The following is a 15,648-nucleotide window of genomic DNA, read 5'->3' on the forward strand; positions in this document are numbered from 1 at the left end:
ACCGCTGGTACGCGACTAGTACGCGACGCCCACGCCCTGCTTCAGCGTCGCCGGGTCGTCGATCATCGCCAGCATCGCGTGCGCCACGTCCGCGCGGGCCAGGAAGCGGCCCCGGGGCGGGGTGCCGGCGACGGCCGTGCGGTACCGGCCGGTGCCCGGCCCGTCCGTCAGCCGGGGCGGGCGCACGGCGGTCCAGTCGGCGTCGCTCGCGGCCAGGTCCGACTCCATGGCCCGCAGGTCGGCGTACACGTCCTTCAGGACGGCGCCGACCACCGCGCGGGCCGCCCGGTCCACGAGGGCCTGACCGTCCGGGACCGGCCCCAGCGGGGCCGCGCTGACCACCAGGAGGCGGCGCACCTTCTCGGCCTCCATCGCCGCGAGCACCGAGCGGGTCAGCCGGGCCGCGACCCCCGCGTCCGCCCGGCTCCTGGCCCCGAGGCCCGAGAGCACCGCGTCCCGGCCGCCGACCGCCGCGCGCAGCGCCTCGGGGTCGGACAGGTCCTCGGCCCGCCGGACCACGAGCCGGGTGCCGCTCACCGCGAGCCGCGCCGGGTTCCGTACGACCGCCGTCACCTCGTGGCCCGCGGCCAGCGCCTGGCGGACGATCTCCCGGCCGGTGCCGCCGGTCGCGCCGAAGACGGTGAGCCTCATCATCCCGTGCCTCCCCCGTGGCGGGACCCGCTCAGGACCCGGAACAGGACCCGTTCAGGACCCGATCCAGTCGTCGATGCCCGCGAGCAGCTTCTCGCGTACCCCCTCCGGCGCGGCGGAACCCCGCACCGACTGCCGGGCCAGCTCGGCCAGTTCCGCGTCCGTGAAGCCGTGGTGCCGGCGGGCGATCTCGTACTGCGCCGCGAGCCGGGAGCCGAAGAGCAGCGGGTCGTCCGCGCCGAGCGCCATCGGCACGCCCGCGTCGAAGAGGGTCCGCAGCGGCACGTCCTCGTGCCTCTCGTACACCCCGAGGGCCACGTTCGACGCCGGGCAGACCTCGCAGGTCACCCCGCGCTCGGCGAGCCTGCGCAGCAGCCTCGGGTCCTCCGCCGCCCGCACCCCGTGGCCGACCCGCGCCGCCCGCAGGTCGTCCAGGCAGTCCCGCACCGACGCCGGACCCGTCAGCTCACCGCCGTGCGGGGCCGCCAGGAGGCCGCCGTCCCGGGCGATGGCGAACGCCCGGTCGAAGTCGCGGGCCATGCCGCGCCGCTCGTCGTTGGAGAGCCCGAAGCCCACCACGCCCCGGTCCGCGAACCGCACCGCGAGCCGGGCCAGGGTCCGCGCCTCCAGGGGGTGCTTCATCCGGTTCGCCGCCACCAGGACCCGCATCCCGAGCCCGGTGTCCCGGGACGCCGACTCGACCGCGTCCAGGATGATCTCCAGGGCCGGGATGAGCCCGCCGAGGTGCGGGGCGTACGAGGTGGGGTCGACCTGGATCTCCAGCCACCCCGAACCGTCCTTGACGTCCTCCTCGGCCGCCTCGCGGACGAGCCGCCGGATGTCCTCCGGCGCGCGCAGGCAGGAGCGGGCGATGTCGTAGAGCCGCTGGAAGCGGAACCAGCCGCGCTCGTCGGTCGCCCGCAGCTTGGGCGGCGTACCGCTGCTCAGCGCTTCCGGGAGGTGCACGCCGTACTTGTCGGCCAGCTCGATCAGCGTCGTGGGCCGCATCGAACCGGTGAAGTGCAGGTGCAGGTGGGCCTTGGGCAACAGGGTGAGGTCGCGGGAATCGTGCTCCATCGATCGATCCTGCCGCACCCGAACGGGCGAAGACAGCCCCTTTCCCCGATCGGGGTCCTCCCGAACGCAGAAACGGGCCCCGGTTCCGGGGAACCGGGGCCCGCGTGGCACCGCGGTCAGTCGGTCGCCTCGGCCAGGAGCTTCTGGATCCGGGACACGCCCTCCACCAGGTCCTCGTCGCCCAGCGCGTACGACAGGCGCAGGTAGCCGGGGGTGCCGAAGGCCTCGCCCGGGACGACCGCGACCTCGGCCTCGTCCAGGATCAGGGCGGCCAGCTCGACCGAGGTCCGCGGGCGCTTGCCGCGGATCTCCTTGCCGAGCAGCCCCTTCACCGACGGGTACACGTAGAACGCGCCCTCCGGGGTCGGGCAGACGACGCCGTCGATCTCGTTCAGCATCCGCACGATCGTCTGGCGGCGCCGGTCGAAGGCGGTACGCATCTCCGCGACCGCGTCCAGGTTCCCGGAGACGGCGGCGAGCGCGGCGACCTGCGCGACGTTGCTCACGTTGGACGTGGCGTGCGACTGGAGGTTCGTGGCGGCCTTCACGACGTCCTTCGGGCCCACGATCCACCCGACGCGCCAGCCCGTCATCGCGTACGTCTTCGCCACGCCGTTGACCACGACGCACTTGTCGCGCAGCTCGGGCACGATCGCCGGCAGCGAGGTGAACTTCGCGTCGCCGTAGACCAGGTGCTCGTAGATCTCGTCCGTCAGGACCCACAGGCCGTGCTCGACGGCCCAGCGGCCGATCGCCTCGGCGTCGGCCTCGCTGTAGACGGCGCCGGTCGGGTTCGAGGGGGAGACGAAGAGGACGACCTTGGTCTTCTCCGTACGGGCCGCCTCCAGCTGCTCCACCGAGACCCGGTAACCGGTCGTCTCGTCGGCCACGACCTCCACCGGCACGCCGCCCGCGAGACGGATCGACTCGGGGTACGTCGTCCAGTACGGCGCCGGGACGATGACCTCGTCGCCCGGGTCGAGGATCGCGGCGAAGGCCTCGTAGATCGCCTGCTTGCCGCCGTTGGTCACCAGGATCTGGGACGCGTCGACCTCGTAGCCGGAGTCGCGCAGCGTCTTGGCGGCGATGGCGGACTTCAGCTCGGGCAGACCGCCGGCCGGGGTGTAGCGGTGGTACTTCGGGTTCTTGCAGGCCTCCACGGCCGCCTCGACGATGTAGTCGGGGGTCGGGAAGTCGGGCTCGCCCGCGCCGAAACCGATCACCGGGCGACCGGCGGCCTTGAGGGCCTTGGCCTTGGCGTCGACGGCGAGGGTGGCGGACTCGGAGATCGCACCGATCCGGGCGGAGACCCGACGCTCGGTGGGAGGGGTAGCAGCGCTCATGCGGCCCATCGTCCCAGACCGCGTTCCGGCCGGGCACACAGGTTTCACGGACCGGACAGGAACGGTCATTCCCGGTCGTACGCGCGCCCCGAGGCGGGTCTGCGGCAGGTCGGGGCGGTTTCTGTTCGACGTGAGGGCCCAAGACCACGTATGCTCACTCCTCGTTGGTCCGCACCGCCCGCATCTCACGATGCGGTAGGTTGGGGCACTGACACAAAGGGTCGTAGCTCAATTGGTAGAGCACCGGTCTCCAAAACCGGCGGTTGGGGGTTCAAGTCCCTCCGGCCCTGCTACACACACCGCCAGGTGTTGTGCGCATGTACGTACTTCATTGCACCGCCGTGCGGCTCCACCCGGGCGCGGCACGGCCGACCCGGAATCAGGTGAGACATCGTGACGGACGCCGTAGGCTCCATCGACACGCCTGATGCCGACGACGAGACCGCAGAGTCGAAGAGGAAGTCCCGCAAGGGCGGGAAGCGCGGGAAGAAGGGTCCTCTGGGCCGCCTCGCGCTCTTCTACCGCCAGATCATCGCGGAGCTCCGTAAGGTCGTCTGGCCCACGCGCAGCCAGCTGTCGACGTACACCACTGTGGTGATCATCTTCGTCGTCATCATGATCGGCCTTGTCACCGTGATTGACTATGGCTTCCAGGAAGCAGTCAAGTACGTCTTCGGCTGACTTTTTGTTCCACCCCATCTGTATCGCAGGAAGAAGCAGCCACCGTGTCTGACGCGAACCTGAACGACGCCTTCGAGTCCGAGCCCGTCGAGGACGAGCTGGACATCGTCGAGGCCGCCGACGAGGACCAGGCCGACGCTGCTGAGGACGCTGCGGACGAGGCCGCCGCCGAGGAGACCGTCGAGGACGAGCTCGCCGCGGACGAGGCCGACGAGGACGAGGTCGCCGTCGAGGACGAGGCCGCCGAGGTCGAGGAAGAAGAGGCCGAGGAGGCCGCTCCGGTCGACCCGGTCGCCGCGCTCCGCGAAGAGCTGCGCACCCTCCCCGGCGAGTGGTACGTCATCCACACCTACGCGGGCTACGAGAAGCGCGTGAAGGCCAACCTGGAGCAGCGCGCCGTCTCGCTCAACGTCGAGGACTTCATCTACCAGGCCGAGGTCCCCGAGGAAGAGATCGTCCAGATCAAGGGCGGCGAGCGGAAGAACGTCAAGCAGAACAAGCTCCCCGGCTACGTGCTCGTCCGCATGGACCTCACGAACGAGTCCTGGGGCGTCGTCCGCAACACCCCCGGCGTCACCGGCTTCGTGGGCAACGCCTACGACCCGTACCCGCTGACCCTGGACGAGATCGTCAAGATGCTCGCCCCGGAGGCCGAGGAGAAGGCCGCCCGCGAGGCCGCCGAGGCCGAGGGCAAGCCGGCTCCGGCCCGCAAGCTGGAGGTCCAGGTCCTGGACTTCGAGGTCGGCGACTCGGTCACCGTCACCGACGGCCCCTTCGCCACCCTCCAGGCCACGATCAACGAGATCAACGCCGACTCGAAGAAGGTCAAGGGCCTCGTCGAGATCTTCGGCCGCGAGACTCCGGTCGAGCTCAGCTTCGACCAGATCCAGAAGAACTGATCGCACGGTTTTCCGACCAGGTCAGAGTGGCTGTGACAGCCGCTCTGACCTGCTCGGTTTTTAGCCGCACGTGTATACCCGTTATCGTTGTGCGGTATGCCTGCATCCGGATGTCCGGGTGTCGGGCCGAACACTCTCACTAGGACCCGGAGAGAGCAATGCCTCCCAAGAAGAAGAAGGTCACGGGGCTTATCAAGCTCCAGATCAACGCCGGTGCGGCCAACCCGGCCCCGCCGGTCGGCCCCGCACTGGGTCAGCACGGCGTCAACATCATGGAGTTCTGCAAGGCCTACAACGCCGCGACCGAGTCGCAGCGTGGCATGGTCGTGCCGGTGGAGATCACGGTCTACGAGGACCGTTCCTTCACCTTCATCACCAAGACTCCGCCGGCCGCCAAGCTGATCCTCAAGGCCGCGGGTGTGGACAAGGGCTCCGGCGAGCCGCACAAGACCAAGGTCGCCAAGCTCACCGCCGCCCAGGTCCGCGAGATCGCCACGGTCAAGCTCCCCGACCTGAACGCCAACGACCTGGACGCCGCGTCCAAGATCATCGCTGGCACCGCCCGTTCCATGGGCATCACGGTCGAGGGCTGACCAGCCCCCTCGTGACCCAGTGGTAGGGCCGGCGCGGCCCGCACCACGACTCCATACCTGAAACAACAGGAGAAGAAGTGAAGCGCAGCAAGGCTCTCCGCGGCGCGGACGCCAAGGTCGACCGCGAGCGGAACTACGCTCCCCTCGAGGCCGTCCGTCTCGCCAAGGACACCGCCACCACGAAGTTCGACGGCACCGTCGAGGTCGCCTTCCGCCTGGGTGTCGACCCGCGCAAGGCCGACCAGATGGTCCGTGGCACCGTGAACCTCCCGCACGGCACCGGCAAGACCGCCCGGGTCCTGGTCTTCGCGACCGGTGAGCGTGCCGAGGCCGCGATCGCCGCGGGCGCCGACATCGTCGGCTCCGACGAGCTCATCGACGAGATCTCCAAGGGCAACCGCCTGAACGAGTTCGACGCCGTGGTGGCCACCCCGGACCTCATGGGCAAGGTCGGCCGCCTCGGCCGCGTCCTCGGCCCGCGTGGTCTCATGCCCAACCCGAAGGTCGGCACCGTCACCCCCGACGTCGCCAAGGCCGTCAACGAGATCAAGGGCGGCAAGATCGAGTTCCGCGTCGACAAGCACTCGAACCTGCACTTCATCATCGGCAAGGTCTCCTTCGACGAGACGAAGCTGGTCGAGAACTACGCCGCGGCCCTGGAGGAGATCCTCCGTCTGAAGCCGTCCGCCGCCAAGGGCCGCTACATCAAGAAGGCGACCCTGACGACGACGATGGGCCCCGGCATCCCGCTGGACTCCAACCGCACCCGCAACCTCCTCGTCGAGGAGGACCCGGCCGCGGTCTGAGCCCCAACGGCTCGCTGAAGTGGTCAGCCGGCCCCGCACCTCTCCGGAGGCGCGGGGCCGGCTTCTTGCCGTTCCCGGCCCCCTCCCGGCCCTCCCGGCCCCTTCCGGAGGGCCGTTCAGGGCCGATTTGCTCCCGACCGCCCCGGTCGCGTACGCTTCCCGAGAAGCCAAAGACCGCTGGTCGTCTCTGCGCCCATCTGGGTGCGGTGGCCGAAGGATTCGCTGAGAGATGCGAACGACCCGCGCAGGTGACTGTGGAAGAGTTCCCGATTCCCCGCGGATCGGTCGAGCTGAGCCCCGTGCGCCTGCGCCCGGGGCGTTTTGTTTTGTCAGCCCCTTCTGAGCGGTCCTCATCACCCGGAAGGAGGCCGACGCTCTATGGCAAGGCCCGACAAGGCTGCCGCGGTAGCCGAGCTTGAGGACCAGTTCCGCAGCTCGAACGCCGCCGTGCTGACCGAGTACCGGGGTCTCACCGTGGCGCAGCTCAAGACGCTGCGTCGTTCGCTCGGTGAGAACGCCCAGTACGCCGTGGTGAAGAACACGCTGACCAAGATTGCGGCCAACCAGGCCGGGATCACCGCGCTGGACGAGCACTTCGCTGGTCCGACCGCGGTCGCCTTCATCACCGGTGACCCGGTGGAGTCGGCGAAGAGCCTGCGTGACTTCGCCAAGGAGAACCCGAATCTCATCATCAAGGGCGGTGTCCTTGACGGCAAGGCGCTGTCCGCCGATGAGATCAAGAAGCTCGCGGACCTCGAGTCCCGCGAGGTTCTGCTCAGCAAGCTGGCCGGCGCGTTCAAGGGCAAGCAGTCCCAGGCTGCCTCGCTCTTCCAGGCGCTGCCGTCGAAGTTCGTCCGCACCGCGGAGGCGCTTCGCGTCAAGCTCGCCGAGCAGGGCGGTGCCGAGTAATTCGGCTCGCGCATTGATCCGCGCCGCCTAGCGCGCGGATCGCAGCGGGCCGACAGTACGCCCGCCTCTCTATACATCCGGCACCTGCCGAATTAGTGGAAGGATCGCCCATCATGGCGAAGCTCACCCAGGACGAACTCCTCGCCCAGTTCGAGGAGCTCACCCTCATCGAGCTCTCCGAGTTCGTGAAGGCCTTCGAGGAGAAGTTCGACGTCACCGCCGCCGCGGCCGTCGCCGTCGCCGGCCCGGGCGCCCCGGCCGCCGCTGCCGAGGCCGAGGCCGAGCAGGACGAGTTCGACGTCATCCTCGAGGGTGCCGGCGACAAGAAGATCCAGGTCATCAAGGTCGTGCGCGAGCTCACCTCCCTGGGCCTCAAGGAGGCCAAGGACCTGGTCGACGGCACCCCGAAGCCGGTCCTCGAGAAGGTCGCGAAGGACGTCGCCGAGAAGGCCGCCGAGTCCCTCAAGGCCGCCGGTGCGGCTGTCACGGTCAAGTAAGGCCGTTTCGGCTCGCTGAGTCGACTCCCGCTCCCGCGCGACGCGTCCGTGTAACGCGGGAGCACCGAAGGGCGATCATCCACATGGGTGGTCGCCTTTCGGCGTTCCCCGGTACGGGCGTGGCGGGCGTCCGGGGGGCCGTCGGAAGCGGAGTATGGTGATCTTCGCCGTGCGTCCCGCGGAGCGGGGCCCCTTGACGAACCGCACGCAGCGCGCAATTCTCAGGACGCGTCGTCACAAGGATCCGTATCCGAGGCATGGATCGACGACGGAACGGGCAGTATCGAGGTGCGCCGCACGGCGCGAAGTAGCGCGGAGTTGAGAGCAACGAGGGTCGCGAAGAACTCGCCCTGGACATCAGTGAGCCAAGTGGCTACACTGACCCTTTGCGCTGCCTGTTAGCTGCCCCCTGCCCGTCACCAGGGGCATACCTTCGCATCCGCTTCATCGGCCGACCCCTTCTGACCTGGCCTTTCGGTCATTTCAGGAAACGTCTGCCCTGGAGCTCTGCTGGGGACCGGTACGCGCGTAGTGAGTCCGAGCCCTCGGAAGGACCCCCTCTTGGCCGCCTCGCGCAACGCCTCGACCAATACGAACAACGGCGCAAGCACCGCCCCGCTGCGCATCTCCTTTGCAAAGATCAAGGAGCCCCTCGAGGTTCCGAACCTCCTCGCGCTGCAGACCGAGAGCTTTGACTGGCTGCTCGGCAACGCCGCCTGGAAGGCTCGCGTCGAGGCTGCCCTTGAGTCGGGACAGGACGTCCCCACGAAGTCCGGCCTGGAGGAGATCTTCGAGGAGATCTCCCCGATCGAGGACTTCTCCGGGTCGATGTCGCTGACCTTCCGCGACCACCGCTTCGAGCCGCCGAAGAACTCGATCGACGAGTGCAAGGACCGTGACTTCACGTACGGCGCCCCGCTCTTCGTCACCGCCGAGTTCACCAACAACGAGACCGGCGAGATCAAGTCCCAGACGGTCTTCATGGGCGACTTCCCGCTCATGACCAACAAGGGCACCTTCGTCATCAACGGCACCGAGCGTGTCGTGGTGTCGCAGCTGGTCCGTTCGCCGGGCGTCTACTTCGACTCCTCGATCGACAAGACGTCCGACAAGGACATCTTCTCCGCCAAGATCATCCCGTCCCGGGGTGCCTGGCTGGAGATGGAGATCGACAAGCGCGACCTGGTCGGTGTCCGCATCGACCGCAAGCGCAAGCAGTCCGTCACCGTCCTCCTGAAGGCCCTCGGCTGGACCACCGAGCAGATCCTCCAGGAGTTCGGCGAGTACGAGTCCATGCGCGCCACCCTGGAGAAGGACCACACCCAGGGCCAGGACGACGCGCTGCTCGACATCTACCGCAAGCTCCGTCCGGGCGAGCCGCCGACCCGTGAGGCCGCTCAGACGCTGCTCGAGAACCTCTACTTCAACCCGAAGCGCTACGACCTCGCGAAGGTCGGCCGCTACAAGGTGAACAAGAAGCTCGGCGCGGACGAGCCGCTGGACGCCGGCGTGCTCACCACCGACGACGTCATCGCCACGATCAAGTACCTCGTGAAGCTCCACGCGGGCGAGACCGAGACGATCGGCGAGAACGGCAACGAGATCGTCGTCGAGACCGACGACATCGACCACTTCGGCAACCGTCGTCTGCGCAACGTCGGCGAGCTCATCCAGAACCAGGTCCGCACGGGTCTGGCCCGGATGGAGCGCGTCGTCCGCGAGCGGATGACCACCCAGGACGTCGAGGCGATCACGCCGCAGACCCTGATCAACATCCGGCCGGTCGTCGCCTCCATCAAGGAGTTCTTCGGCACCAGCCAGCTGTCGCAGTTCATGGACCAGAACAACCCGCTGTCGGGCCTGACGCACAAGCGTCGTCTGTCGGCGCTCGGTCCCGGTGGTCTGTCCCGTGAGCGGGCCGGCTTCGAGGTCCGCGACGTGCACCCGTCCCACTACGGACGCATGTGCCCGATCGAGACCCCCGAAGGCCCGAACATCGGTCTGATCGGTTCGCTCGCCTCGTACGGCCGCGTCAACGCGTTCGGCTTCATCGAGACGCCGTACCGCAAGGTCGTCGACGGCCAGGTCACCGACGAGGTCGACTACGTCACCGCCGACGAGGAGGACCGCTTCGTCATCGCGCAGGCCAACGCCGGCCTCGACGACGAGCTGCGCTTCACCGAGAACCGCGTCCTGGTCCGCAAGCGTGGCGGCGAGGTCGACTACGTCCTCCCGGCCGACGTGGACTACATGGACGTCTCGCCGCGCCAGATGGTGTCGGTCGCGACCGCCATGATCCCCTTCCTGGAGCACGACGACGCCAACCGTGCCCTCATGGGCGCGAACATGATGCGTCAGGCGGTGCCCCTCATCAAGTCGGAGGCCCCGCTCGTCGGCACCGGCATGGAGTACCGCTGCGCCACCGACGCCGGCGACGTGCTCAAGGCCGAGAAGGACGGCGTCGTCCAGGAGCTGTCGGCCGACTACATCACGGTCGCCAACGACGACGGCACGTACATCACGTACCGCCTGCACAAGTTCTCCCGCTCGAACCAGGGCACCTCGGTGAACCAGAAGGTCGTCGTGGACGAGGGCGACCGCGTCATCGAGGGCCAGGTCCTCGCCGACGGCCCCGCCACCGAAGACGGCGAGATGGCGCTCGGCAAGAACCTGCTCGTGGCGTTCATGCCGTGGGAGGGCCACAACTACGAGGACGCGATCATCCTGTCGCAGCGCCTCGTGCAGGACGACGTCCTCTCCTCGATCCACATCGAGGAGCACGAGGTCGACGCCCGTGACACCAAGCTGGGCCCCGAGGAGATCACCCGGGACATCCCGAACGTCTCCGAGGAGGTCCTCGCCGACCTCGACGAGCGCGGCATCATCCGCATCGGTGCCGAGGTCGTCGCCGGCGACATCCTGGTCGGCAAGGTCACGCCCAAGGGCGAGACCGAGCTGACCCCGGAGGAGCGCCTGCTCCGCGCGATCTTCGGCGAGAAGGCCCGTGAGGTCCGCGACACCTCGCTGAAGGTGCCCCACGGCGAGATCGGCAAGATCATCGGCGTGCGCGTCTTCGACCGTGAGGAGGGCGACGAGCTTCCCCCGGGCGTGAACCAGCTGGTCCGCGTCTACGTCGCCCAGAAGCGCAAGATCACCGACGGTGACAAGCTCGCCGGCCGGCACGGCAACAAGGGCGTCATCTCGAAGATCCTGCCGATCGAGGACATGCCGTTCCTGGAGGACGGCACCCCGGTCGACATCATCCTCAACCCCCTCGGCGTCCCGTCCCGAATGAACCCGGGACAGGTCCTGGAGATCCACCTCGGCTGGCTCGCCAGCCGCGGCTGGGACGTCTCCGGCCTCGCGGACGAGTGGGCGCAGCGCCTCCAGGCGATCGGCGCCGACCAGGTCGCCCCCGGCACCAACGTCGCGACCCCGGTCTTCGACGGTGCGCGCGAGGACGAGCTCGCGGGCCTGCTCAACCACACCATCCCGAACCGCGACGGCGAGCGCATGGTGCTCCCGACCGGCAAGGCGAGGCTGTTCGACGGCCGCTCCGGCGAGCCGTTCCCGGACCCGATCTCCGTCGGGTACATGTACATCCTCAAGCTCCACCACCTGGTCGACGACAAGCTCCACGCCCGTTCGACCGGCCCGTACTCGATGATCACCCAGCAGCCGCTGGGTGGTAAGGCCCAGTTCGGTGGCCAGCGCTTCGGTGAGATGGAGGTGTGGGCGCTGGAGGCGTACGGCGCCGCGTACGCCCTCCAGGAGCTGCTGACGATCAAGTCCGACGACGTGACCGGCCGCGTGAAGGTCTACGAGGCCATCGTCAAGGGCGAGAACATCCCTGAGCCCGGCATCCCCGAGTCCTTCAAGGTGCTCATCAAGGAGATGCAGTCCCTGTGCCTCAACGTGGAGGTGCTGTCCTCGGACGGCATGTCCATCGAGATGCGCGACACCGACGAGGACGTCTTCCGCGCAGCGGAGGAGCTCGGCATCGACCTGTCCCGGCGCGAGCCGAGCAGCGTCGAAGAGGTCTGACGGGAGTCCGGCCGGGGGGACCCTTCACGGTCCCCCCGCCGGCCCCAGGACCCCCGTATCAGACCCACAGCCTTACAACCCTGAGAGGGATTGACGCATAGTGCTCGACGTCAACTTCTTCGACGAGCTCCGGATCGGTCTGGCCACCGCTGACGACATCCGTCAGTGGAGCCACGGCGAGGTCAAGAAGCCGGAGACCATCAACTACCGCACGCTCAAGCCCGAGAAGGACGGACTCTTCTGCGAGAAGATCTTCGGTCCGACCCGGGACTGGGAGTGCTACTGCGGCAAGTACAAGCGTGTCCGCTTCAAGGGCATCATCTGTGAGCGGTGTGGCGTCGAGGTCACCCGCGCCAAGGTGCGCCGCGAGCGGATGGGCCACATCGAGCTCGCCGCTCCCGTCACCCACATCTGGTACTTCAAGGGCGTCCCGTCGCGCCTCGGATACCTGCTCGACCTCGCCCCGAAGGACCTGGAGAAGGTCATCTACTTCGCGGCGTACATGATCACGTACGTCGACGACGAGCGCCGTACGCGTGACCTGCCCTCCCTGGAGGCGCACGTCTCCGTCGAGCGCCAGCAGATCGAGAACCGTCGCGACTCCGACCTGGAGGCCCGCGCCAAGAAGCTCGAGAACGACCTGGCCGAGCTGGAGGCCGAGGGCGCCAAGGCCGACGTGCGCCGCAAGGTGCGCGAGGGTGCCGAGCGCGAGATGAAGCAGCTGCGCGACCGCGCGCAGCGCGAGATCGACCGTCTGGACGAGGTCTGGTCGCGCTTCAAGAACCTCAAGGTCCAGGACCTGGAGGGCGACGAGCTCCTCTACCGCGAGCTGCGTGACCGCTTCGGCACGTACTTCGACGGCTCGATGGGTGCCGCGGCGCTGCAGAAGCGCCTGGAGTCCTTCGACCTGGAGGAGGAGGCCGAGCGCCTCCGCGAGATCATCCGCACCGGCAAGGGCCAGAAGAAGACCCGTGCGCTCAAGCGCCTCAAGGTCGTCTCCGCGTTCCTGCAGACCGCGAACAGCCCCAAGGGCATGGTTCTCGACTGCGTGCCGGTCATCCCGCCGGACCTGCGTCCGATGGTGCAGCTGGACGGTGGCCGCTTCGCGACCTCCGACCTGAACGACCTGTACCGCCGCGTGATCAACCGCAACAACCGCCTGAAGCGGCTTCTCGACCTCGGCGCGCCCGAGATCATCGTGAACAACGAGAAGCGGATGCTCCAGGAGGCGGTCGACGCCCTCTTCGACAACGGCCGTCGCGGTCGCCCGGTGACGGGCCCCGGCAACCGTCCGCTGAAGTCCCTCAGCGACATGCTGAAGGGCAAGCAGGGTCGTTTCCGTCAGAACCTGCTCGGCAAGCGAGTCGACTACTCGGCCCGTTCCGTCATCGTCGTCGGCCCGCAGCTCAAGCTGCACCAGTGCGGTCTGCCGAAGGCCATGGCGCTCGAGCTCTTCAAGCCGTTCGTGATGAAGCGCCTGGTCGACCTGAACCACGCGCAGAACATCAAGAGCGCCAAGCGGATGGTCGAGCGCGGCCGCACGGTCGTGTACGACGTCCTCGAAGAGGTCATCGCCGAGCACCCGGTCCTGCTGAACCGTGCGCCCACGCTGCACCGCCTCGGCATCCAGGCCTTCGAGCCGCAGCTGGTCGAGGGCAAGGCCATCCAGATCCACCCGCTCGTCTGCACCGCGTTCAACGCGGACTTCGACGGTGACCAGATGGCCGTCCACCTGCCGCTCTCCGCGGAGGCGCAGGCCGAGGCCCGCATCCTGATGCTGTCCTCGAACAACATCCTCAAGCCGGCCGACGGCCGTCCGGTCACGATGCCGACCCAGGACATGGTCCTCGGTCTGTTCTTCCTGACCACCGACGGCGAGCTCCGTGACACCAAGGGCGAGGGCCGCGCGTTCGGCTCCACGGCCGAGGCGATCATGGCGTTCGACGCCGGCGAGCTCGCGCTGCAGTCGCCGATCGACATCCGCTTCCCGGTGGGCACCATCCCGCCGCGCGGCTGGACCCCGCCGGCGCGCGAGGAGGGCGAGCCCGAGTGGCAGCAGGGGGACTCGTTCCGCCTGCGCACCACCCTGGGCCGCGCGCTCTTCAACGAGCTGCTGCCCGAGGACTACCCGTTCGTCGACTACTCGGTGGGCAAGAAGCAGCTCTCCGAGATCGTCAACGACCTGGCCGAGCGCTACCCCAAGGTCATCGTGGCGGCGACGCTCGACAACCTGAAGGCGTCCGGCTTCTTCTGGGCGACCCGCTCCGGCGTCACCGTGGCCATCTCCGACGTCGTCGTCCCCGAGGCGAAGAAGGAGATCGTCGCCGGGTACGAGGCGCAGGACGAGAAGGTCCAGAAGCAGTACGAGCGCGGTCTGATCACCAAGGAAGAGCGCACGCAGGAGCTCATCGCGATCTGGACCAAGGCGACCAACGAGGTCGCCGAGGCGATGAACGCGAACTTCCCCAAGACCAACCCCATCTTCATGATGGTCGACTCGGGTGCCCGAGGAAACATGATGCAGATGCGGCAGATCGCGGGTATGCGCGGTCTGGTGTCGAACGCGAAGAACGAGACCATCCCGCGTCCCATCAAGGCGTCCTTCCGCGAGGGCCTGTCCGTCCTCGAGTACTTCATCTCGACGCACGGTGCCCGTAAGGGTCTCGCCGACACCGCCCTGCGTACCGCCGACTCGGGTTACCTGACCCGTCGTCTGGTGGACGTCTCGCAGGACGTCATCATCCGCGAGGAGGACTGCGGCACCGAGCGCGGTCTGAAGCTGCGGATCGCGGCGAAGGACGAGACGGGTGTCCTGCGCAAGACCGAGGACGTCGAGACCTCCGTGTACGCGCGGATGCTCGCCGAGGACGTCGTCGTGGACGGCAAGGTCATCGCGCCGGCCAACGTCGACCTGGGCGACGTGCTCATCGACGCCCTGGTCAACGCGGGCGTCGAGGAGGTCAAGACCCGTTCGGTCCTGACCTGCGAGTCCGCCGTCGGCACCTGTGCGTTCTGCTACGGCCGTTCGCTCGCCACCGGCAAGCTGGTCGACATCGGTGAGGCGGTCGGCATCATCGCCGCCCAGTCCATCGGTGAGCCGGGCACCCAGCTGACGATGCGTACCTTCCACACCGGTGGTGTGGCCGGTGACGACATCACCCAGGGTCTGCCCCGTGTCGTCGAGCTCTTCGAGGCCCGGCAGCCGAAGGGTGTCGCCCCGATCTCGGAGGCGGCCGGCCGCGTCCGCATCGAGGAGACCGAGAAGACCAAGAAGATCGTCGTCACCCCGGACGACGGCACCGACGAGACGGCGTTCCCGATCTCGAAGCGTGCCCGTCTGCTCGTGGGCGAGGGCGACCACGTCGAGGTGGGCCAGAAGCTCACCGTGGGTGCCACCAACCCGCACGACGTGCTCCGGATCCTCGGTCAGCGCGCGGTCCAGGTCCACCTGGTCGGCGAAGTCCAGAAGGTCTACAACTCGCAGGGCGTGTCGATCCACGACAAGCACATCGAGATCATCATCCGGCAGATGCTGCGCCGCGTGACGATCATCGAGTCCGGCGACGCGGAGCTGCTTCCGGGCGAGCTGGTCGAGCGGTCGAAGTTCGAGACCGAGAACCGTCGTGTGGTCACCGAGGGCGGTCACCCCGCCTCCGGCCGTCCGCAGCTGATGGGCATCACCAAGGCCTCGCTGGCGACGGAGTCCTGGCTGTCGGCCGCCTCCTTCCAGGAGACGACCCGAGTGCTGACGGACGCGGCGATCAACGCCAAGTCCGACAGCCTCATCGGCCTCAAGGAGAACGTCATCATCGGTAAGCTCATCCCGGCCGGTACGGGTCTGTCCCGCTACCGCAACATCCGGGTCGAGCCGACCGAGGAGGCCAAGGCCGCGATGTACTCGGCCGTCGGCTACGACGACATCGACTACTCGCCGTTCGGCTCGGGCTCCGGCCAGGCCGTTCCGCTGGAGGACTACGACTACGGTCCGTACAACCAGTAAGCGAGTCGCTTGATACCGGAGGGGGGGGCCCCCCCCGGGGGGGGGGGGGGGGGCCCCCCCCCCCGGCCCCCCCCCCCCGCCCCCCCACCCCCCCCCCCCCCCCCCCCCCCGCGCGGGGGGGGGGGGGGGCGGGGCGCCGGCCCCCCGC

Annotated in this window: 11 protein-coding genes and 1 tRNA gene; 9 read left to right on the top strand and 3 right to left on the bottom strand. The window is 68.4% G+C overall.

The window, feature by feature from the left end; genetic code table 11:
* Positions 1-15: 15 nt before the first annotated feature.
* The 3 genes from ACIQVI_RS14370 to ACIQVI_RS14380 form a co-directional block, all read right to left on the bottom strand.
* A complete protein-coding gene (locus tag ACIQVI_RS14370) occupies positions 16-651 on the bottom strand; it encodes an NAD(P)-dependent oxidoreductase (protein WP_403596842.1) in 636 nt (211 codons plus the stop codon).
* A gap of 54 nt (positions 652-705) precedes the next feature.
* The gene (locus ACIQVI_RS14375) at positions 706-1,728 is read right to left on the bottom strand and encodes an adenosine deaminase (protein ID WP_351972184.1); all 1,023 of its coding nucleotides are present in this window, start codon (positions 1,726-1,728) and stop codon (positions 706-708) included.
* 116 nt (positions 1,729-1,844) lie between these two features.
* A complete protein-coding gene (locus ACIQVI_RS14380) occupies positions 1,845-3,071 on the bottom strand; it encodes a pyridoxal phosphate-dependent aminotransferase (RefSeq protein WP_401569498.1) in 1,227 nt (408 codons plus the stop codon).
* Positions 3,072-3,288: 217 nt separating this feature from the next.
* Between ACIQVI_RS14380 and ACIQVI_RS14385 the strand changes: the two genes are divergently transcribed.
* From ACIQVI_RS14385 to ACIQVI_RS14425, 9 genes are all read left to right on the top strand, one after another.
* Positions 3,289-3,361: transfer RNA gene (locus ACIQVI_RS14385), tRNA-Trp, on the top strand.
* Between the two features lie 103 nt (positions 3,362-3,464).
* A complete protein-coding gene (gene secE / locus ACIQVI_RS14390) occupies positions 3,465-3,752 on the top strand; it encodes a preprotein translocase subunit SecE (protein ID WP_121831426.1) in 288 nt (95 codons plus the stop codon).
* Between the two features lie 44 nt (positions 3,753-3,796).
* Positions 3,797-4,651 carry a transcription termination/antitermination protein NusG gene (nusG, locus tag ACIQVI_RS14395; protein WP_403595287.1) on the top strand — a complete coding sequence of 285 codons (855 nt, stop codon included), beginning with the start codon at positions 3,797-3,799 and terminating at the stop codon, positions 4,649-4,651.
* Between the two features lie 158 nt (positions 4,652-4,809).
* A complete protein-coding gene (gene rplK, locus ACIQVI_RS14400) occupies positions 4,810-5,244 on the top strand; it encodes a 50S ribosomal protein L11 (protein ID WP_030318720.1) in 435 nt (144 codons plus the stop codon).
* A 77-nt stretch (positions 5,245-5,321) separates the two neighbouring features.
* A complete protein-coding gene (gene rplA / locus ACIQVI_RS14405) occupies positions 5,322-6,050 on the top strand; it encodes a 50S ribosomal protein L1 (protein WP_121831424.1) in 729 nt (242 codons plus the stop codon).
* A 378-nt stretch (positions 6,051-6,428) separates the two neighbouring features.
* Positions 6,429-6,959 (top strand): 50S ribosomal protein L10, encoded by a 531-nt coding sequence (gene rplJ, locus ACIQVI_RS14410; RefSeq protein WP_053646191.1) that lies wholly within the window; start codon positions 6,429-6,431, stop codon positions 6,957-6,959.
* 113 nt (positions 6,960-7,072) lie between these two features.
* On the top strand, positions 7,073-7,456 hold the full coding sequence (gene rplL, locus ACIQVI_RS14415; protein WP_351972181.1) for a 50S ribosomal protein L7/L12: 384 nt from the start codon (positions 7,073-7,075) through the stop codon (positions 7,454-7,456).
* A 561-nt stretch (positions 7,457-8,017) separates the two neighbouring features.
* A complete protein-coding gene (rpoB, locus tag ACIQVI_RS14420; protein WP_125657873.1) occupies positions 8,018-11,500 on the top strand; it encodes a DNA-directed RNA polymerase subunit beta in 3,483 nt (1,160 codons plus the stop codon).
* 100 nt (positions 11,501-11,600) lie between these two features.
* Positions 11,601-15,500 (top strand): DNA-directed RNA polymerase subunit beta', encoded by a 3,900-nt coding sequence (locus ACIQVI_RS14425; protein WP_351972180.1) that lies wholly within the window; start codon positions 11,601-11,603, stop codon positions 15,498-15,500.
* The last annotated feature ends 148 nt before the right edge of the window (positions 15,501-15,648 follow it).

Origin of the sequence: Streptomyces sp. NPDC098101, from assembly GCF_044760185.1 — a bacterium.
In the GTDB taxonomy this organism is placed as follows: Bacteria; Actinomycetota; Actinomycetes; order Streptomycetales; family Streptomycetaceae; genus Streptomyces.